Raw genomic sequence first — 21423 nt, 5'->3', positions numbered from 1 at the left:
ATGAACAGGATTAAAACTCTTTTGCTTGTTATAATTGATATTTTTATGGTCAATATGGCCTATTTACTATCAATTAATATAACTTTTTTTAACAGGTTTACAGAAATATCAACTATATATCAAAAGGATGTAATTTTAGTAACACTGATATATATAATATGTTTTGCATTATTTAAAATGTATAGCTCATTGTGGCATTTAACTGGAACCGATGAATTTATATTAGGTGTAGGTGGAGGAATATTAGCCGGAGCTATAGTGATTTTATATACAAGAACTTTAGGAGCAACAATACCTTTAAATGTTTGTGTAATTGGTACTATTTTAGCATGCATATTCACATTAGGATATAGAATACTTTATAGAGTTTATAGAAGAGCATTATTATATATGCCATACAAATACGCTAAGGATCAAGAAAGAGTGATGATTATAGGAGCAGGTTCTGCAGGAACTATGATTATTAATGAAATGCTTTCAAGAAGAAATCTTAAGCTAAATCCCATTTTATTAATTGATGATAGGGACTTTAAGCAAGGAAAGCGTATTAGCGGTGTAAAAGTAGAAGGAAAAAGAGAAGATATAGTAAGATTAGCAGAGGAAAGAGGAATCGATACAATAATTATTGCTATACCATCTATTGATAATAAAAATAAAAAGCAAATCTTAAATATATGTAGAAAAACAAATTGTAAAATTAAAATTATACCAGGAATTTACGAGATAATTTCTGGAGAAGCTACCGTTAGTAGAATTAAGGATGTAGAATTAGAAGATTTATTAGGTAGAGATCCTGTAGTATTAGATAGTAAAGGAATATCTAATTATATAAATAATAAGGTTATTCTTGTTACAGGAGCCGGAGGTTCAATTGGATCAGAACTTTGTAGACAAATAATACCATTCGGACCAGAGAAGATAATATTATTCGATATATATGAAAATAGCGTTTATGATATACAAAATGAACTTAAGAGTAACTATCCTCAAATAGATATAAATGTATTAATTGGATCAATAAGAGATAAAAAGAGATTAGAAGAAATATTTAAAAGATATAATATTGATGTAGTATTCCATGCAGCAGCACATAAGCATGTTCCGTTAATGGAGGATAGTCCTAAAGAGGCAATAAAAAATAATGTTTTTGGTACATTTAATTTAGTAAAGACAGCTCATGAGTTTAATGTTGATAGATTTGTTTTAATATCTACAGATAAAGCTGTAAATCCTACAAATATAATGGGAGCAACTAAGAGGCTATGTGAAATGATTATACAATCATATAATCCTATAAGTGAGACTGAATTTGTTGCTGTTAGATTTGGAAATGTTTTGGGGAGTAATGGATCCGTAATACCTTTATTTAAAAAGCAAATACAAGCGGGAGGGCCGGTTACTGTTACTCATAAAAATATTACAAGATATTTTATGCTTATTCCAGAGGCTGCACAGCTAGTACTTCAGGCTGGATGTTTTGCAAAAGGTGGAGAAATTTTTGTGTTAGATATGGGAAAGCCAGTAAAAATTTATGATTTAGCTGTAGATTTAATAAAATTATCAGGTTTAGAGCCTAATGTAGATATAAAAATAAAAATAACAGGCTTAAGGCCTGGAGAGAAACTGTACGAAGAGTTACTTATGAGTGAAGAAGGATTAAAGAGTACTGAACATAATAAAATATACATAGGAAGGCCAACCTTTGAAAGTATTGAAAGTTTAAATAAGAAACTTCAAGAACTAGAAAATTTATTAGAAGAAGATGATGAACTTATAAAACAAAAAATGAAGCAAATAGTACCTACTTATAAAGAGCCATCAGAAGTAAATGAAGTAGCAATAACAGAATAACAATCAAAATAGGTTAGTATTATATTTATGGATAGAGGAAATATTATGAAGAAATTTAACGAGATATTAAAAAGAATTTTCGACTTATTGGTATCATTTATGGGGATAGTAATATTATCACCTGTATTTATAATAGCAAGTATAGCAATAAAGCTAGATTCTAAAGGTAAAATTCTATTTCTGCAAAAAAGAGTTGGTAGATATGGGAAAGAGTTTAATATTTATAAGTTTAGAACAATGATAACAGATGCAGAAAAGATTGGGAAACAAATAACTGTTGGAAAAGATAGTAGGATAACTAAAGTTGGAGCTTTTTTAAGAAAATTTAAAATTGATGAGTTACCACAGTTATTTAATGTGTTTAAGGGTGACATGAGTTTAGTTGGGCCTAGACCAGAAGTTCCTAAATATGTTTCATTATATAATGAAGAACAAAGAAGAGTATTAGAGGTTAGACCAGGAATAACAGATATGGCATCGCTAAGATATAAGGATGAAAATGATATATTAGGAAATGTAGAAAATCCAGAAGAATACTATATTAACATAATAATGAAGGATAAATTAAATTTGAATCTTGAATATATAGAAAAAAGTAATATATTTTTTGATATATATTTAATAATTAAAACTATAATAAAAATTTTATAAGGTGGAGAAAAATGAAAAAATTAAATTTTGCAATTATAGGTTGTGGAAGAATTTCATATAAACATGTAGAAGGCCTAGTTGAAAATAAAGATTTAGCAAATTTGGTTGCAACATGTGATGTAAAGGTAGAACTAGCAGAAGAAAAAAAGAAAGAATATCTTCAAAAGATGAATGATTCAGGCTTAAAGCTTAGAGTGTATGAAGATTATAAAGTAATGCTTGAAAATGAGGATATTGATGTAGTTACTATAGCTACAGAAAGTGGATACCATGCTGAAATAGCTATATATTGTATGAATAAAGGAAAGCATGTAATAGTAGAAAAGCCAATGGCTATGTCTATCGACGATGCTAATGAAATGATAGCTGTTGCAAAGAAAAATAATGTTAAGTTATCAGTTGCACATCAAAATAGGTTTAATAAGCCGATTCAAAAGCTTAGAGAAGCTGTAGAAGAGCAAAGATTAGGAAGAATAATGAATGGAACAGCTAGGATTTTATGGAGAAGAGATGATAATTATTATAAGCAAGCTCCATGGAGAGGTACCTGGGATTTAGATGGTGGTACTTTAATGAATCAGTGTATACATAATATAGATTTACTACAATGGATGATTGGATCTGAAGTAGAAAGAGTTTATGCAGAATGTGATACATTTAGAAATAAAATTGAGGCTGAAGATTTTGGAGCTATAGTAATCAGATTTAAAAATGGTGCTATAGGAATTGTAGAAGGCAGCGCAGTAGTGTATCCAAAGAACTTAGAAGAAACATTAAGTGTATTTGGCACTGAAGGAACTGTTGTAATAGGCGGACTTGCTGTAAATGAGCTTAAGACTTGGAGATTTGAAGATGAAGATGAGGAATCTGTTAAAAAAGATTTGCAGGTTGAAATAGACAGTGTTTATGGTAAGGGACATACTCCTTTGCTTAGAGATGTTATAGAGGCTGTAAATGAAGATAGAAAACCATATGTAAGTGGAGAAGACGCTATAGTACCTTTGTCAATAATTTTAGCTGCATATAAATCAAGAAAGACAGGAATGCCAGTAAATTTCCCATTTAGTAATTTTTCAAGTTCAGATATGAAGTAATATGCTTCACATTAATTAGAAATATGTTTTATAAATAAAAAGAGGTGGAATTGTGGAAGCATTTAATAAAACAGTATCCGTAGTTATTCCATGTAGGAATGAAGAAAAATATATTGAAAATTGTATTAGTTCCTTTATAAACCAAACTTATCCTAGTGAACTTATAAGTATAATAGTAGCTGATGGAATGTCAACAGATAACACAAGAAAAATAATACAAGAGATGTCCAAAATAAATAGAAATATAGTTCTAGTTGAAAATAAGGGTCTATCAGCACCTAAGGGCATGAATTTAGGAATAAAATATAATGAATCAGATATAGTTATTATATTTGGAGCACATGCATATGCAGATAAGGATTTTATTAAGGAAAATGTTCTAGCACTTGAAGATAATGAAATTGGATGTGTTGGAGGTGTAATTAATACAATAAATGAAAATACAAAAGGGGCTGCTATAGCAGAAGCTATGAGTTGTCCGTTTGGGGTTGGAAATGCTCTATTTAGATATGCAGAAAAAGAAAGCTTTGTTGATACTGTTGGATTTGGAGCATATAGAAGAACGTTGCTTGAGAAAATTGGATTATTTGATGAGGAATTGGTTAGAAATCAAGATGATGAATTGAATTTTAGAGTTATAAAGAGTGGAACTAAAATACTGTTATCCCCTAAAATTAAATCTAAATATTTTAGTAGGGGAAATTTTAAAAGCTTATGGAGGCAATATTATCAATATGGATTTTGGAAAGTAAGAGTTATTCAAAAGCATAAAAAGCCAGCATCTATTAGGCACTTAATTCCATTGGCATTTGTATTATTCCTAGCTATTGGTGGATTGCTTAGCTTATTTTCAGATTTTATTAGAAACGCATATTTATCCATAATTTTAATGTATATCTTATTAGATGTGTACTTTAGTTTAAAAGTATCTATACAGAAGAATATTAGTTATTTAGGATATTTATTTATTTCATTTCCATTATTACATATATCCTATGGATTAGGATTTATAGTTGGAATAATAAATTTCTATTTAATTAAAAGTAAGAAAATAGAAGAAGGAAATAAAAAAATGTCAAGGTAAAACTAAAAGCCACATATAAATGTGGCTTTTAGTTTTTTATTTCTATTTATTTTAATGACTTTGACTTATCAATATTTAAAGATAAATAACCAAGATATGTCCAAAGTATTGTCGTGATGTAACTTTGAGTAAGTAGTATTACATTTTCAAATAAACCATTTACAGCTATTGATATAATAGGTAACAATATTAAAAATATAAGTTTTTTCTGATTAACATCTATTTTTAATCTTTTATCAAATAAATATAATAAGGAATCTTTAGCGATAAGGATAATAAAAGTTCCAAAGAAAAGTATTCCTAAAATACCATTAGCTAATAATATTTGAATATATCCATTATGCATATTATTAGTAATAATATATCTAGAGGTTTCATTTGGATATAAATTTTGTTTCGCTAATCCAATATTACTAGGGGCATGCCCAAATAGTGGATTAAATTTTAATGTATTTAATCCATATGTCCAAATTTCAACTCGTCCAGTAGAAATATGACCATCTTCAATAGTTCTATCAAGAATTATTGAAGAATCTTTACTTGTATCAATATTTTTGTCCTTAGAATAAGTACTTTCTATAAGTTCAGGAATATATGATAATGAAATCTTAGATATTGATAAAGTAAAATTATATGCCATAAGAACAAGTATTGATATAAACAGAGCTATAAATATTGATTTAATATTGCTAAATTTGATGTTATATCTATAATAGCATAAGTAAAAGGTTAAAAATAAAATGCTTGCTAAAAGTGAGACTACTGCTCCTCTTGAATTGCATAAAACTAGATATAACCATTGTATTATTATGTTAATTATATAGTATGTATTTCTCAATTTAGCCTTATTTTTATTACTGGAAACTTTATATAAAGAAATATTAACAATAGTTAATATTATTGACAATACTGAAACCATGCCACCAGAATTTGGATTACTGTAAAAACCCCATAAAGCAGGAGAATCAGGGTAAATAAAGCCTTGTGGTATATCATTATATGTAAATTGAATAAAAAATATAAATGTCATTAATGAAGCAAATCCGACAATAGAACTTATAGATATTACGATATTATTAAAATTTATTAGTTCCCTTTTGACTTTATCTAATAGTTTATTAGAATTATATGAGTATACAAGGAATAGAAAGAAACCACTATATATAAAATTTTTTATATTATCTATGGGATTATTTTTTATATTTATAAGTACACCTATAAAAAAAACTAGCATATAGGCTATAAGGAAACTTTTATACCTGGACTTAAGACATGTTTTATTATTAAGGAAATCATATATAAAGTATATTCCTCCCCATATCAAAATTACTATGTTGAGTTCTGTAGTTATTGGAGAAATTATAGCTACAGAAGATAATAGCATAACAGTAATTAAGGCATATAATATATTTACATGATTAAATAAAATTTTCTTAATAATATTCATCAAAGTACTCCTTTCAGAAAAAATTATTTTTTTATCAACGTTTTAATTATACGTATCAAAAACATATATGTCAATCAAAGGAGATTAGCATATATATCAATTAATTACTAATATAATTAAAACCTGTAACATTAAGGTTATCTTAAGAAAATAATAATTGTTAAAAAACAAATTATTCCATATAATACTAAGTGTACTACATTGAGTAATACACTTAGTATTTTTTTATTTTCTAAATAAGGGAGGAATTATATGAAAAAATCTACACTTTTAGCAGTAAGTGGACTTATCATAATATTTATTATAATAACATCATTTGGAGATAAGACTAAAATATATGATAAACAAGTAAGATACGATACTCCAGAAGAAGCAATAACTAATTTTATTGGATATGATAATAGTTATGAAGTGGTTAAAAATAGAAATGGATACTACAATATTACACCAAAAGAATTTCTTGAAAGTATATCAAGAAGATATAGATTATATTTAAATGATTATAATTCAAATAAATACATTAATGAACAAATACCAATATTTTTAAGTTATGAAATAAGTGAAGTAAATATAGAGAATTTAGGAAATCTAAGAGTGAATTATGAAGAATCCTTTAAGAATATACCAAATTATCCTAAAACAAAGGAAGTCAGAACTTATAAATTAAGTGCTTCAGTTATTTATAATAATGAAGTAGATAAAGTTTTTGTGAATTCAGACGGAACAGTGAATAAAGAGGGAATATATAAATCATATGATGAAATATATAAGGAAAAAATGTCTAACGAAGAAGTAGTCACATTAATAGATTTTTATTTAATAGTTATAGATGAGGGAGATGGGTATGTAGTTGATTATTATACTATAGAACATAAATAGTTTTTTTAGGTGAGGTGAGCTTATGTTAATAATTGATTCAAGAAGTAGTACACCTATTTATGAACAAATTATAATTGGGGTAAAAGAACTTATATTAAAAGGTATAGTGAAACCAGGAGATAAGTTACCATCAATCAGGGAGTTATCAACTATACTAACTATAAATCCTAATACTGTCAGTAAAGCATACGGAGAACTTGAAAGTGATAATATTGTAGAAACAATAAAAGGTAAAGGAACATTTGTATCAGACAAATACGAGAAAAAAGCTTCAGAGGATAAGAAGAGTAAATTAATTATAGATATAAAAAGATTAATATTAGAAGCTAATTACCTAGGAATTGAAGAAAATGATTTGATTTTATTGTTAAGTGAAGGATTTAAGGAAATAAGAGGAGGAATATAATATGTTAGAATTGAAAAACTATTCCTTAAATTATGGAGATACTAAGATATTAGAAGATATAAGTTTTTCTTTGGATAAAGGAAAGGTTTTAGGGATTGTAGGGCCAAGTGGAGTGGGCAAAACATCTTTAATAAGAGGAATAGTTGGGGTATACAAGGGAAGCTATGGAGATGTCTTTTTAAATGGAAAAGAAGTTTATGATAATCCAGAAATAAAGAGAAGAATAGCTTTTGTTCCAGATGAGCACAGTAGTTTTTATTTAATAACCTTAAAAGAAATAATAAATTATTATAAAATTATATATCCCGATTTTAATGAAGATAAATTTTATAAGATTAATAGACTTTTTAAAATTCCATTAAATAAAAGATTTCTACAATTATCTAAAGGTATGAAAATGAGAGTTAATTTAATGCTTGCATTTTCATTAGAGTGTGAAGTTTTAGTGTTAGATGAGCCAACATCAGGATTAGATCCTATTTTAAAAGAAAATGTTTTGAAAATAATCATGAATGAAGTATATGGTAAAGAAAAATCAGTTATAATAAGTTCGCATAATTTAGGAGAACTTGAGCGAGTATGTGATGATATAATGATACTTAATGATGGAAAACTTGAATATTATAATTCACTAGAAAATATAAAGAAAAATATAAAGAAAATTCAGGTGGCATTTGATATGCCAGTTTATGAAGAAGATTTAAATATAGAAGGTATATTTAGCATTTCACAAGTTGGAAGAGTATTTACTATTATAACAGAAAATTACAATGATGACTTCAAGGAAAAATTAAATAGATTTAAGCCTTTATTTATGGAAGAAATAGACTTAAGTCTTGAAGAAATATTTATACATAGATTAGGAGGGAAGTGCGATTATGAAGAAATATTTGAATAAAAGTTTATTTTATCAAGGAGATGCCAAAATAATCCTTCCTTTAGCTATAGCATATGTAGGTACATTTCTAATTACTAAAATTATTATTGATGAATATTTTAATTGGAGATTAAGAGAAAATCTTTATAATGGATACAATTATAATCTTATTTATTCTTTTGAATGTGTAGTTATATTAATATTATATTTAATAATTTGTTATATAATAATAGTAGGAATGTTTAAAAGAAAAAAGTGGTCAACCTTATTATCTGGACCATTTTCAAGACTAGATATAAGAAAAAGGGAACTTATACTAATAATAATTTGTGCAATACTTTATTTAATAGCTTATTTAATTATTATAGGACAGGGAGTAATAAAAAATGCTGAAATTATTAGATATATTGGAAGTTTTAATGAAAGTATTTCTATAGATGTAATTAGAATAATTAGTATATCAATTATTACAATAGGTGGATTAGCATTGTTGGATTCAATCTTTGCAAATACATATTATCTAATAGGTTCAGGAATATTTATATTTATATATTTTATTGCTTTATTGATAAATTTACAATCAGGGCTTTATAGCTATATTAATTATGAAAATAAAGGAATAAGATATGTATATAATGGGATAATGGAATATCTAAATGGAGTTCCTATAGGAAATAGCATGAGTAAATTACAAATAATTACCATATCGGCCTTTTTTATAATAACAGGAGTAATTTTAATATTCATAGCAAAAAGATTAACAGATAATATGTTAGTAGAACATATGAATGAAGGAATAATTCTTAATTTCCCTAAGAAGATTGCTGAGTTTATGCTAAAAACCTTTATAGGAATAATAATAGCGCCATATTTAAGCAATTTAATTAATGATTTCTATTTCCAGAATTCTTTATTTGAAAAAAGGTTATTTTTGTTAAGAATAATAATTATTATAATAACGTCATTTATAACTCATATTTTATTGAAAAAATTCAAGAGATCTAAAAAGGAAAAGTACTATTTATGATAGTTAACGTTAGTTATAAATTGCAAAGCAATTTATTTAGTTCATAGTGCAAAATTCACAGTTTTTTTATAAAGTAACAGGCAGGTAATAGAGGTAATAGGTGATAGGTGTCAGGTAACAGGTTTTTAGTTCACAGTTGAGTTTAGGAAACAAGTAACAGCTAGCAGGTAAAGGGTAATAGATTTTAGGGTTTTTAAAGTTAAATAGTAAATAAGGAAAACCTTGATTTGTTTTTTCATAAAAGTTACATTATGGAAAAACAAATCAAGGTTTTTAATATTAATCACTGGATACTTAATAAATTGAATTCAGTTAATAGAAATTTTGCTTAGTCTAATTGTATAGCATTTTTGTTTCTAGGAGAAAAAATAACGTATCCTATCATTATTGAAATCATAGTAGGAAGTACCCATCCAAATCCTAGATTTGAAAGTGGAATAAAACTTAAATTAATCAAAGGAATTTCAAATAGTATTCCAAAAATCAATGAAGTATAAACTCCAAGTCTTATAGCATTAATATTTTTTAATATACTAGATAAAAGAGTAGTAGCAATTAAAGTAATTGATACAGGATATAATATATTAAGTATTGGAATTGATAAAACTATTATTTTATCAACGCCTAGAGTTGCGATTGCTAAGCTAATAATAGATATAACAATAGCATTTAAATTATATGGTAACTTACCCTTTGATACTCTTTCAAAAAATTCTGAGCTAGATGTTAATAATCCAATAGATGTTGTCAAACATGCAAGACCCATAGCAACTCCAATTACTATAGGGCCAATTTGACCTAGTATATTTTTAGCTATTAATACTAGAAGTGTAGTTTTTCCAATATCACTTGATGCTAAGTTGACAGTTTGAGCACCTATATAAGTTAGTCCTCCATAAACAAAAGCAAGCCCAATAATTGCAACAAAACTTGATTTTAATATCATAGTAGACATTTGATTATCTTTGTATCCTTTATTTTTTAATGAATCAGTTATTATACCTGCAAATAATAGAGCAGCTATAGCATCCATTGTTTGGTATCCTTCTAGTAAAGAAGATGGAAAAACATTAATAGCATCAGTTTCAACTATATTTCCAATAGGTATAAAAAATCCTTTAGTAATAAGAATTACAAGTAAAATTATTAAAGCTGGTGTTAAGTATTTACCAAGTGTATCAATTATAGAAGTACTTTTTAAAACAAAAAATAAGTTTATTATAAAATATATAGTCATAACTATAAATGGAGATACACTAGGGAAAAAGGGGCTTATTGTAAGTTCAAAAGTAGTAGCTGCTGTCCTTGGAATTGCAAGCAGGGGTCCTACGGTTATGAATAGAGCAGCAGTAAGTATTATTGAAAACTTTTTACCTATTTTATTTGAAAGGGTTTCAAAAGTTCCATCTCCTTTTGAGCAAGCAAAGATAGCTAGGAGTGGAAGTCCGACTCCAGTAGTAATAAATCCTATAATACCTAATAAATATTCGCTTCCTATCCTATTTCCAAGGAAGGCTGGAAATATAAGATTACCTGCTCCAAAGAACATTGAAAATAAGGCAAAGCCAACAATAATAGAATCTTTTGTACTTTTTTTCATTATTTTATTTCCTCCATATAAATACTTTCTATATAATTTTCAACTAATAAATTTAATTGAGTCAAGAATATCATAAATAATAAAAACTTAATAATTCAACAAGAAAAGTATAATTTTTTTATATAAATATTAAATATGCAGGTTTTATATTAACATAATACGACAATATATTCAATGAATTAATAAATTAAAACATTAGTGAAAAAATGGTATAATATATTTGAAATTTATATCTGAAGTTATTATTAAATATAGAAGGCTTAGGAGGAAATAAAATGTTATTAAGTGAAATTACAAAATTAATAAAAAACTTGAATCTTCTTAAAGATGGGGAATTTACATCTTTAGGTCTATCAGTTTCAGTATGCGAAGAAAAATTACTTTCTTTTATTGAAAATGAAAAATATATTAGTGGGCTAAGTGATAAAATTACTTGTTTAATAACAACAAAAGAAATAGGTGATAAACTTAAAAATAAATATGGAGTTATAATCTCAAGTAATCCTAGAATGGATTATTTCAAGTTACATAATAAATTGTCTCAAATAGATAGTTATAAAAGGAAAGAGTTTGATACTATATTTGGCGAAAATTGTGAAATAAATCCTCTAGCTTCTATAAGTAAAAAAAATGTAAGGATAGGTAATAACGTAAAAATAGAAGAATTTGTTGTTATTAGAGAAAATACAGTAATAGGAGATAATTCCATTATAAGATCTGGTGTAGTCTTAGGTGGCGAAGGGTATGAATATAAGAGGGTAGATGGAATAATAATGAATGTTAATCATTGTGGTGGTGTAATTATAGGAAACAATGTAGAAATTCAATATAATTCATGTATAGATAAAGCACTTTATACTTGGGATAACACAATAATAGAGGATTATTCTAAACTAGATGATTTAGTTCATATAGAGCATGGTGTTAAAATAGGAAAAAGATGTTTAGTTGCATCAAGAACAACTTTTGGGGGAAGAACTATATTAGGAGATGATTCGTGGGTTGGATTAGGAGCTATTATTTCTAATGGATTAATTTTAGGGAATAAGGTTAGTATTAGTCTTGGATCTGTAGTGACTAAAAATATTAATGATGGTGAAAAAGTATCAGGAAATTTTGCAATTAATCATGATAAATATATAGAATTTATAAGAAGTATTAGATAATCATGATTTTATAAGTATAATAATCTATAATATTAAAAGAACATAGTTTTATTAAAAAGATTATAAGTATTATTGATAAAATTGTAAAATAATTCAATTATAGTGGTGTATAAATTGAATTATATATTTTAATATGTTAAAATAAAAATTGGTTATATTATGTAAAGATATATGAATGAGAGGGATAAATATGAAAGTAAGAAAAGCTATTATACCAGCAGCTGGTCTTGGAACTAGATTTTTACCAGCGACTAAAGCACAGCCTAAAGAAATGCTTCCAATAGTTGATAAGCCAACTATTCAATACATTATTGAGGAGGCTGTTGCATCAGGAATAGAAGAAATTCTTATAATCACAGGAAGAAATAAAAAGTGCATAGAAGACCATTTTGATAAATCAGTAGAATTAGAAATGGAACTTGAAAAAAATCATAAAGAAGATCTTTTAGAGCTTGTAAGGGGAATATCTGATATGGTAGATATTCATTATATAAGACAAAAAGAGCCTAAGGGATTAGGGCATGCAATTTCATGTGCAAGAGCATTTGTTGGTAATGAGCCTTTTGCAGTATTATTAGGTGACGATGTAGTAGACTCAGAAATTCCTTGCTTAAAGCAATTAATGAATTGCTATAAGGAATATAAAACTTCTATTTTAGGGGTTCAAACAGTAAATCAAGAAGATGTAAATAAATATGGAATAGTAGATGGAATTCATATTGAAGATAGGGTTTATAAAGTAAAAAAATTGGTTGAAAAACCAGCTATAGAAGAAGCTCCAAGTAATGTTGCTATATTAGGAAGATATATAATAACTCCACAAATATTTGATATTTTACAAAATACTAAACCAGGTAAAGGTGGAGAAATTCAACTTACAGATGCATTACAAACTTTAATTGAAAATGAAGCTATGTATGCATATAATTTTGAAGGAAAAAGATATGATGTTGGAGATAAATTAGGTTTCCTACAAGCAACAGTAGAATATGCTTTAAAAAGAGAAGAGCTTAGAGAACCATTTATTGAATATTTAACAAGTAGAGATTGGACTAAGTAATTAATAAGCATAGAGTGTTAATAAAAATAAACTATAAAACTTTTAATTAAAGTAAAAAAAGTTGAATGTAAATAAGATCATTCAACTTTTTTGTTATTATCCTCTAGGAATAAATCCAATCTTTTTTTGCATTTTTCTAAGTGTTTTCATTGATATATAATTTGCTTTTTCAGCACCTAATTTATATATTTCTTCTAATGCTTTTTTATCTTTAAGGATTTCATTAACTTTATTTTGAATTGGTTCTAACTCATTTACTATAGCATCAGCTACATCTTTCTTTAAATCAGCATAGCCTTTATCTTTATAATAGGCTACAAGGTCTTGTGGGGTTGAACCATTTATTGCAATTAGAAGATCAAGTAAATTCTTAACACCTGGCTGATCATCAGAGTAATTTATAATTCCAAGGCTATCAGTAACAGCTCTAGAAACCTTCTTTCTTATTACTTCAGGTGGGTCCATAATTAAGATGTATCCATTTGGATTGTCGTCTGACTTAGACATCTTTTTAGTCGGATCTTGAAGACTCATAACCTTAGCACCAACCTTTGGAATATATGGATCTGGAATTTTAAATGTTGGACTATAAGTATTATTAAATCTGTTAGCAATATCTCTAGCTATTTCTAAATGCTGCTTTTGATCTTGACCCACAGGTACTAAATCTGTATTATATAAAAGAATATCAGCAGCCATTAATACAGGATAAGTGAATAGTCCAGCACCTATTGAATCCCCATATCTCTGAGATTTATCTTTATACTGAGTCATTCTACTAAGTTCTCCCATATAAGAATTACATGTTAAAAGCCATGCACATTCGCTGTGAGCAGGAACATGTGATTGAATAAATAAAGTATTCTTTTCAGGAACTATCCCCGCAGCTATATATATTGCAAGAACTTCAAGAGTTCTTTGTCTTAAATCCTTTGGCTCTTGTTTAACAGTTATTGCATGTAAATCTACTACGCAAAAATAACAATCAAATTCATCTTGAAGAGCCACCCAATTTTTTATAGCTCCTAAATAATTTCCTAAAGTTAATTGACCAGAAGGCTGAATTCCACTAAAAATAACCTTCTTTTTATCTGTATTACTTTCCAATTAAAGCACTCCTTTCATTTGTGCATACTAACATATAAGACTTATAGTTATACAATTAATTATAAATTTGGAAATTTACCATGTCAACAAGGAATAAGACTATAGATTGGTATTTATGAGGAGTATATGAAATATATGATTAAATTTAGCTTATACAGGATTAATATATAAGTTTAGATTTGATTATTTTAATTTAACATTAGTCAATGAATCAAAATTAAGAGGCACGAAGAACATGAAATGAAATAAGAGGAAAAGTATGAATTTAAATTTATGTATAAATAAGTATTCTAAATAAAAGTATGGGATATTAAGCTTAATAATTTATGAGAGGGAGTAATCTTAAACTAACAATAATTGAACTATAAAAAATATATAATTTAAAATATTTTTATTAATCTCAAAGTTATCATAAAATAAAGTTATCTTATAAGATATTCTTTCAAAGTACGTAGATAATAAATTTAAGCCTTAGCATAAAAAATATCTACTACTAATAATAAAATAGCCGCAAGCAATATTATATTTATTGACCAAATTGAATATTTAAATATTAAAGCAAATAATCCTAATAAAACAGATATTGTAAAAAACATCTTTATTAATTTCATTAAAAAAATCCTCCTTCGAAAAATATTAGTTGCAGATAATAGTTTGTGTAGATTTAAAGAAAAAATACTTATAAAATATAAGATTTCTTAGAATTTGATAAAAATGAAATAAAGACCAATCAAATTAATGATTAGTCTTTTAAAACAGAAACTATCTTCTGTTATTTTGTGCTTTTCTAGCTCTTCTACAATCAGGGCATCTTACTGGCTCATTATCAAATCCCTTTTCCTTGTAGAATTCTTGTTCTCCAACTGTGAAAACAAATTCCTTTCCACAATCTTTACAAATTATTTTTTTATCTTCCATTTTAAAATCCTCCTTAAAATTCATAAGGACAAACTTGATAATTTCTTCCTTAAGGTGAAAAATGAACTTTAAGGGGAGAGAATATATCGAAATTTTTCCTAATCATTTAAATTTTCAAAGTAATTATACCACAAAATAATATTATTTCAAGGGAATATAATAAAAAAACATATTATTTTGAAATTTCTAATTATTTAGAATTTTCCACTAAATTTTTTCTCGGTTTATGTCTTAGATAATATGATGAAAATACTATAAGTGGTAATAAAACAAAACTGAATAAGTTAAGTATTTGCAGATATTTCAAAGCATCATAAAGCAGGTAATTATTCATTCCTAATAAATTAGAAAAAACAAATATTAAAAATGTATATATTCCAATAAAAATACGTTTGTGTTTAATATATTTTTCGCAAATTAATAAAATGCTATAGGTTGATAATACATATTTAATAAAAAATCCAATTACAGTCTGAATCAAGAAAAATAGTTCACCAAATTCTATGAATCCACCAAATTCTATTCTTTGCCCAAGTATAAATTCAGGATAAAATATATTAGCAGCTCTTAGTGGGCCAAAGGCAGTTATAACCCCTACAAAAGAGATAATAATAAATGCAGCTGAAATAATACCAGCGTAAAGTGTATGTATTCTAATATGCTCAACTTTATCAATAAACTTTAAAAATGGAATAGCTATCATAAATGAAGAAAATCCACCTAAAATAAGTAAAGTTGAAATAACAAAGCCATAAGAAATATTACTACCAAGTACAGGAAGTAAGTTATTTATATCTTTATAACTTTGAGACAGAGCAAAGAAGATAATTCCATTTATTATTATTATAAATACGCTAACTAAAACAAATATTAATATAGTACGTAGTCTTTTATTAAAGATAAAAAGTGATGGCAGTAGGAAAAATGCTAAGGCATACCAAACAGGAGTCTCAAGAAACAATGTAGAATGTAATATATTAGCTTCTAGAGCTCCAGCTTCAATTGCATTTATAAATAAAGTGATTATAAATATAAGCATTAGAATAAAGCTTAGTGCTTTTGGCATAGAATGCGCAAAAATATAATTTATATCAAAGGTTTTAGTAACATTGCAAATATTGACTATATACATTAAGAAAATAACAAATATTATTGAAGCTATTAAAGAAGCAAGCCAAGTATCTCTTCCCCCTATATCTATGAAAATTGATGCATATGTTTTTAGTGATATGATTACTACACCAATTATAAATAATATAAAATGTTTACTAGAAATTTTATTCATATTTACCACCCTTCTAAAGTTAATGGGAAAAGTGAAAGAGAGAAAGAATGAAAAATTATTGAAATAATTTAGCTTTGCCAAATTAAGGACTTAATTAATAAAAAACTCCAAAGGAGTTTAACTTTAATTCGCTCACTTTTTAAATCTTTCACTTTTTCACTCTTTTTAGTATTAGCAAAAAAATGAATATTAAACAATTTTTCAGCAAATAATACAATCAGGTGATGTATATGAATAATTTAGAATATATAAAAGAGAAAATGAAAAACTCTTTTGATGTTAAATATAGGCCGGTTCAAACGGTTTTAGGTAAAGCAACAGTAATATTTATTGATGATCTATGTAATATGCAGATGATAAGTGAATACGTCGTTTTACCATTGAGAGGTTTTGGTGAACTTCATCCAAATGGAGGTAAAATAACTTCTGTTAAAGAAGTAATAGAAAATGCATTAAATATAGGTGCAACGGATATTGCTAAAGATAGAGATGATGCAATAATGCATATATTATCTGGTGATCCAATAATAGTATTTGATGATTTTGAAGAGATAATATATGTAGAAACTAAGGGGTTTCCAGTAAGAGGCGTTGGAATTCCTGAAACAGAATCAGTTTTAAAAGGACCAAGAGAAGGATTTAATGAATTAATAGTACATAATGTTGCGTTAATAAGAAAAAGAGTGAAGAATCCGAATCTAAAATTTGAAGCAATAGTAGTAGGTGAAGAATCAAATACTGCAGTAGCTGTATGTTATTTAGATGGTGTTGCACCGAAGGAATTAGTTAATGATATAAAAGAAAAAGTAAAAAATTTGGATTTAAGATTTATATTTGATACCAACTATATAGAAGATGAGCTTAAGAGTCAAAAAAGTCTTTTTGATACAGTAGGATATACTGAAAAACCAGATGAGATTGGTGCAAAACTACTAGAAGGAAGAGTTGCTATAATTGTTGATGGAACTTCCTTTGTAATTACCGTACCATACTTTTTTTTAGAAAACTTTCAAATGCCAGATGATTATTATTTGAATAAATATCATACAAATTTTAATAGGATATTAAGATGGTGTGCGTTTTTTGTTGCAACAATGGTACCAGGAATTTATGTAGCAATAATAACTTATCATTTTTCTACTATACCATCATTATTTATGTTTAGGCTTGCGGTATCTAGGGCAGGAGTTCCCTTTCCAACATTTGTTGAAGTTATATTAATGATGCTTGCATTTCAATTTATAAAAGAAGCAGGGCTAAGACTTCCACAGCCAATAGGTGGAGCAATGAGTATAGTTTCAGGTTTAATTCTAGGAGAAGCTGCTGTAGGAGCTGGTATAGCATCAAGAATAACTATAATAGTAGTTGCATTAAGTACACTATCATATTTTTTAATTCCAAAGCTATATGGAGCATTATCATTCTGGGCACTAGTATTAGTTGCGTTTTCGGCAGCCTTTGGAATACCTGGGTTTTTATGTGGAGCTTTATTATTATTAATTCAATTAGCAGAGCTAGATTCAGTAGGGTATCAATTTTTATTCCCAATTGGAAGTATTAATGAATATAGATTTAAAGATGTTGTACTCAGAGGAAACTTAGAAAAAATTTCAAAAGATTTCATAAAAAAGGGGGATGAAAAATGAAGTTCAAGAAGTTAAGTAAAATTATAACAGTATTTTTTATCCCCTTATTCTTAGTAGGGTGTTTTAATTATAGAGATATAAATAAAGTAAGTTTTGCTACAAGTGTTATTTTTGATACAGATGATTTTGGAAGAGCAATAGTTTATGTAGATTGTGTGAAACCTTACAGAAGTACTAATGAAAGTTCAGATAAAGGAAAGAGAATAATATATAAGGGTATAGGTAAAACAGCGTTAGAAGCACTAAGAGATGTAAATTTAGCATCTAGTTTTGAATTGAATTACTCTCAAAATAGAGCTTATATTTTTACAGAAAATGCTGCAAGAGATGGTATAAAAAGATACATAGACTTAATAAATAATAGTCAAGAATTCCAAATCAAACCAGATATGTTTGTTTATTTTGGAGAAGTTAAGGACTTACTAAAAATAACTTCAAGTGATGAAGAGTATTTAGGACTATATTTGGAAGAATTAGTACATAAAAATAAAAGAAATCCAAGGGCAATGAGAGCTAATATGAATGATTACCTAAATAATTCAGTAACAGCTAGTGATACATATATAGTGGGAGTTATTGAAATAAGAGAAGACGCTTTAGATAAAAAAATTGAAATTGGCGGAGGAGCAATAATAAAAGATAACATATTAGTGGAAAGAATTGATGCTAAAGATGCAATGAGTTACAATCTACTTATGAATAATATAAGAAGAGGAACTCTAGAAATGTCTAATCCTCAATCACAACAAGGATTTATAACATTAGATATATTAGATAATAACACAGAAAGTAAAATTCAATACGATGGAGAGAATATTAAATTAATTAAAAATTTAGAGATGAAAGTATCTGTTGCAGAAACACAAGGAAGGTTAATTGTTGATAAGGAATTATTAAAATATATAAAAGAGGTTAAAGAAAAGGAAGTAGAAAGTTATATTAAAAATATATTTGCTGAATATAAAGAAAAGGAACTTGATATTTTTGAAATAGAAAGGCTTTTGGATATACATTATCCAAGGGCAGCAGTATATAATCCTATATCAAAAACTGACTTAGAAGTAAATGTAAACATAATAGTTGAAGGAACAGGATTAATTAAAGATAGTTTATAGATAGTTTAGTTATACTATATTACAAATATTATATTGAAAACAATTTTGAATGTAAAAATCTATTGATATTAAAAGGAAAATAAAGTAATATTAACTTATAGATTGTCTGGATTCGATTCATACTATGTTAGATGAAATAGGGAGGGAGTATGGACGATTATAAAGTTAAGTATCAGCAACTTAAGTCAGAGTACGAAAGCTATCAGAAAATCACAGAAGAAAAAATACAGGAATTAAGTTCTGCTAATGTTCAATATGAAAAAAACCTTGATATGCTTTCTAATGTAATATTAATTAGCAATTATATAAATTCAAATTTAAGTAGTAAAAATATAATACCAATGATAAATGATATGATTATAGGAATTATAGGAGTTACTCAATCCACCATATATTTACTAGAAGATTTTAAATTTGTGATAAAAGCTACTAATGGCACAGAAGAAAGTATAGGCCTTACAGAAGAATGTAAAAAATACATAAGTAAACATAAGACTTTTATTTTAAATTCAAAGGATCCAATAATAGAAGACGAGTTAAATGGTATATCTATTCATTCACGAATGGGTGTGCCAATTAAAGTTGGAGAAAATTTTATAGGTTATATAATAGTGGATCATACCCACTATAATTTTCTATCTGAATTTCACGAAATTTTCTTAACTTCAATAGCAAGTCAAATAGCAATTGCTTTAGAAAACTCTATTTTATATAAAAAGATAGAAAAGGCAGCACAATGTGATGCTTTAATTGGAATTTATAATAGAAAGACATTTTATGAAATTATAGAGGAAAGATTAACTAATGGTAAAATAGAAAAATATGCAATAGTTATGATTGACTTAGATAATTTTAAAAGGATTAATGATACTTTAGGACATCAATTTGGAGATAAAGTATTGATAGAAACCGCAAATTTAATTAGGAATATGCTATATCCAAAGGATATAATAGCAAGATATGGTGGAGAAGAAATAATATTATATATAGATTGTACAGACAGTAATCAAGAGGTATACGAGCGAATCGATAATATAAGGGAAGCGGTATCAGAAAACTTTATATCAAAAGAAGAACTTGGAAGAAATATTACTGCAAGCTTTGGGGTTGGTTTTTATCCATATGACGGAGAAAATCTAGAAGCTGTTATTAATTGTGCAGATAAATACCTTTATAAAGCAAAACATGCAGGAAAAAACAAAGTAATGAGTTCTCATTTTTTTAGGTAAAAAGATAGTGATGTAATAGAACACACTATCTTTTTATTTTTTAAAATATTCTGTAAATATTTTCAACTAAATAGAATATACATATATTAAGAGAATAAAAAAAATTCTATTAGGGGGAGTGGATTCCAATGATTCAAGTCTTTTGTGCAAGAAGAGGGGCAGGTAAAACCAAAAGGTTAATAGAACTTGCTAATGAACATTCAAATAAAGCAAAAGGAGATTCAGTTTATATTGATGACGATGCAAGACGTATGATGCAGCTTAGAGGTAAGATAAGGTTTATAAATACTAATGAACTTGGCGTAATAGATTGTGAGAGCTTTTATGGTTTACTTTGTGGAGTTATATCTCAAAATTATGATGTAGAAAATATATATATAGACGCTTTATCTAGTATAGTTAATAATATATCGGAATCAACGAATCTCTTTAGAAAATTAAAGGAATTCTCTCAAAGATACAATTTAAATTTATATATAAATTTAAATTGTGAATGTACTGATGATCTACCAGATTGTATAAGAGAATATGTGGCTTAGAGAATTGGTAAAATGAATTAGTTAAAAATTTTATTAAAAATTAAGTAATTTATCGGGAGTGGATTATAGAATTTAAAGATTAAAGGACTGGATAATTTATAACTGATACGTTATTAGAGAGTTAAGAAAAGCTTAAATAGAAAAGCTTAAGTAGTTAAAGATTGTCTTAGATAAACCGGATTATAAGAATTAAGTTGTTAAATAAGTAAGTTTTATTTGAAATTTAAAGTTCAAATATTAAGTAAAGGAATTCTAGTAATAATTCGTGAAATTTAAATTAATAAAAATTAAATGTCGAAAAAGTAGTAAGTAGGGGTAATTCTATTGTTAAGAATTACTCCTTTGTTTTATTTTGCGAAGCATTTTTCAGTTCACAGTTCACAAGGCACAGTGCACAGTTGTTTTATTTTTTAGGTAACAGGTTCCCTGTTACTTTATTCCA

The 21423-nt window shown here is 26.8% G+C and carries 20 protein-coding genes; 14 read left to right on the top strand and 6 right to left on the bottom strand.

Annotated elements, in window-relative coordinates:
* Genes AAT22_RS15630 through AAT22_RS15615 form a run of 4 tightly spaced genes read left to right on the top strand, consistent with a single transcriptional unit; the run spans position 1 to position 4680 of the window.
* The gene (locus AAT22_RS15630; protein WP_047001908.1) at positions 1 to 1851 is read left to right on the top strand and encodes a nucleoside-diphosphate sugar epimerase/dehydratase; all 1851 of its coding nucleotides are present in this window, start codon (positions 1 to 3) and stop codon (positions 1849 to 1851) included.
* A gap of 45 nt (positions 1852 to 1896) precedes the next feature.
* Positions 1897 to 2502 (top strand): sugar transferase, encoded by a 606-nt coding sequence (locus AAT22_RS15625; protein WP_047001907.1) that lies wholly within the window; start codon positions 1897 to 1899, stop codon positions 2500 to 2502.
* Positions 2503 to 2513: 11 nt separating this feature from the next.
* Entirely contained in the window at positions 2514 to 3596 is a 1083-nt protein-coding gene (locus tag AAT22_RS15620; protein WP_047001906.1) for a Gfo/Idh/MocA family oxidoreductase, read from the top strand.
* Positions 3597 to 3648: 52 nt separating this feature from the next.
* On the top strand, positions 3649 to 4680 hold the full coding sequence (locus AAT22_RS15615) for a glycosyltransferase family 2 protein (RefSeq protein WP_047001905.1): 1032 nt from the start codon (positions 3649 to 3651) through the stop codon (positions 4678 to 4680).
* Positions 4681 to 4726: 46 nt separating this feature from the next.
* Here the strand turns inward: AAT22_RS15615 and AAT22_RS15610 are convergent, their stop codons facing one another.
* On the bottom strand, positions 4727 to 6127 hold the full coding sequence (locus AAT22_RS15610; protein WP_047001904.1) for an O-antigen ligase family protein: 1401 nt from the start codon (positions 6125 to 6127) through the stop codon (positions 4727 to 4729).
* 252 nt (positions 6128 to 6379) lie between these two features.
* Between AAT22_RS15610 and AAT22_RS15605 the strand changes: the two genes are divergently transcribed.
* The 4 genes from AAT22_RS15605 to AAT22_RS15590 are packed head-to-tail and all read left to right on the top strand — an operon-like array spanning position 6380 to position 9316.
* The gene (locus tag AAT22_RS15605) at positions 6380 to 7006 is read left to right on the top strand and encodes a hypothetical protein (RefSeq protein WP_047001903.1); all 627 of its coding nucleotides are present in this window, start codon (positions 6380 to 6382) and stop codon (positions 7004 to 7006) included.
* A 22-nt stretch (positions 7007 to 7028) separates the two neighbouring features.
* Positions 7029 to 7412 carry a GntR family transcriptional regulator gene (locus tag AAT22_RS15600; protein ID WP_016207749.1) on the top strand — a complete coding sequence of 128 codons (384 nt, stop codon included), beginning with the start codon at positions 7029 to 7031 and terminating at the stop codon, positions 7410 to 7412.
* A gap of 1 nt (position 7413) precedes the next feature.
* A complete protein-coding gene (locus AAT22_RS15595; protein WP_047001902.1) occupies positions 7414 to 8310 on the top strand; it encodes an ABC transporter ATP-binding protein in 897 nt (298 codons plus the stop codon).
* Positions 8291 to 9316 carry a hypothetical protein gene (locus AAT22_RS15590; RefSeq protein WP_047001901.1) on the top strand — a complete coding sequence of 342 codons (1026 nt, stop codon included), beginning with the start codon at positions 8291 to 8293 and terminating at the stop codon, positions 9314 to 9316. Before AAT22_RS15595 ends, AAT22_RS15590 begins: the two co-directional genes overlap by 20 nt.
* A 328-nt stretch (positions 9317 to 9644) precedes the next feature.
* On the opposite strand, the gene brnQ is transcribed toward AAT22_RS15590, so the two are convergent.
* Positions 9645 to 10916, bottom strand: a complete 1272-nt coding sequence (gene brnQ / locus AAT22_RS15585; protein WP_047001900.1) for a branched-chain amino acid transport system II carrier protein — start codon at positions 10914 to 10916, stop codon at positions 9645 to 9647.
* A 275-nt stretch (positions 10917 to 11191) separates the two neighbouring features.
* Between brnQ and AAT22_RS15580 the strand changes: the two genes are divergently transcribed.
* Together AAT22_RS15580 and galU are read left to right on the top strand one after the other, a co-directional pair.
* Positions 11192 to 12082 carry a UDP-3-O-(3-hydroxymyristoyl)glucosamine N-acyltransferase gene (locus AAT22_RS15580; protein WP_047001899.1) on the top strand — a complete coding sequence of 297 codons (891 nt, stop codon included), beginning with the start codon at positions 11192 to 11194 and terminating at the stop codon, positions 12080 to 12082.
* Positions 12083 to 12272: 190 nt separating this feature from the next.
* On the top strand, positions 12273 to 13142 hold the full coding sequence (galU, locus tag AAT22_RS15575) for a UTP--glucose-1-phosphate uridylyltransferase GalU (protein WP_047001898.1): 870 nt from the start codon (positions 12273 to 12275) through the stop codon (positions 13140 to 13142).
* Positions 13143 to 13238: 96 nt separating this feature from the next.
* On the opposite strand, the gene trpS is transcribed toward galU, so the two are convergent.
* The 4 genes from trpS to AAT22_RS15560 all read right to left on the bottom strand — a co-directional run bounded on the left by trpS (position 13239) and on the right by AAT22_RS15560 (position 16452).
* Entirely contained in the window at positions 13239 to 14249 is a 1011-nt protein-coding gene (gene trpS / locus AAT22_RS15570) for a tryptophan--tRNA ligase (protein WP_016207739.1), read from the bottom strand.
* Positions 14250 to 14713: 464 nt separating this feature from the next.
* Entirely contained in the window at positions 14714 to 14860 is a 147-nt protein-coding gene (locus AAT22_RS19185) for a hypothetical protein (RefSeq protein ID WP_156174343.1), read from the bottom strand.
* Between the two features lie 151 nt (positions 14861 to 15011).
* Positions 15012 to 15167 carry a zinc-ribbon domain-containing protein gene (locus AAT22_RS15565; RefSeq protein WP_016207738.1) on the bottom strand — a complete coding sequence of 52 codons (156 nt, stop codon included), beginning with the start codon at positions 15165 to 15167 and terminating at the stop codon, positions 15012 to 15014.
* A 190-nt stretch (positions 15168 to 15357) separates the two neighbouring features.
* Positions 15358 to 16452 carry an endospore germination permease gene (locus AAT22_RS15560; RefSeq protein ID WP_047001897.1) on the bottom strand — a complete coding sequence of 365 codons (1095 nt, stop codon included), beginning with the start codon at positions 16450 to 16452 and terminating at the stop codon, positions 15358 to 15360.
* 230 nt (positions 16453 to 16682) lie between these two features.
* Between AAT22_RS15560 and AAT22_RS15555 the strand changes: the two genes are divergently transcribed.
* The 4 genes from AAT22_RS15555 to AAT22_RS15540 all read left to right on the top strand — a co-directional run bounded on the left by AAT22_RS15555 (position 16683) and on the right by AAT22_RS15540 (position 20981).
* Positions 16683 to 18098, top strand: coding sequence for a spore germination protein (locus tag AAT22_RS15555; protein ID WP_016207736.1), 1416 nt, complete (start codon positions 16683 to 16685; stop codon positions 18096 to 18098).
* Positions 18095 to 19213 (top strand): Ger(x)C family spore germination protein, encoded by a 1119-nt coding sequence (locus AAT22_RS15550; protein WP_047001896.1) that lies wholly within the window; start codon positions 18095 to 18097, stop codon positions 19211 to 19213. Before AAT22_RS15555 ends, AAT22_RS15550 begins: the two co-directional genes overlap by 4 nt.
* 149 nt (positions 19214 to 19362) lie before the next feature.
* The gene (locus AAT22_RS15545; protein ID WP_047001895.1) at positions 19363 to 20442 is read left to right on the top strand and encodes a diguanylate cyclase; all 1080 of its coding nucleotides are present in this window, start codon (positions 19363 to 19365) and stop codon (positions 20440 to 20442) included.
* A gap of 128 nt (positions 20443 to 20570) precedes the next feature.
* On the top strand, positions 20571 to 20981 hold the full coding sequence (locus tag AAT22_RS15540) for a hypothetical protein (RefSeq protein WP_016207733.1): 411 nt from the start codon (positions 20571 to 20573) through the stop codon (positions 20979 to 20981).
* The last annotated feature ends 442 nt before the right edge of the window (positions 20982 to 21423 follow it).

The sequence above is a fragment of the Clostridium sp. C8 genome (genome assembly GCF_001010885.1).
GTDB lineage: Bacteria > Bacillota > Clostridia > Clostridiales > Clostridiaceae > Clostridium > Clostridium sartagoforme.
This window is presented reverse-complemented; position numbering and strand designations above follow the sequence as displayed.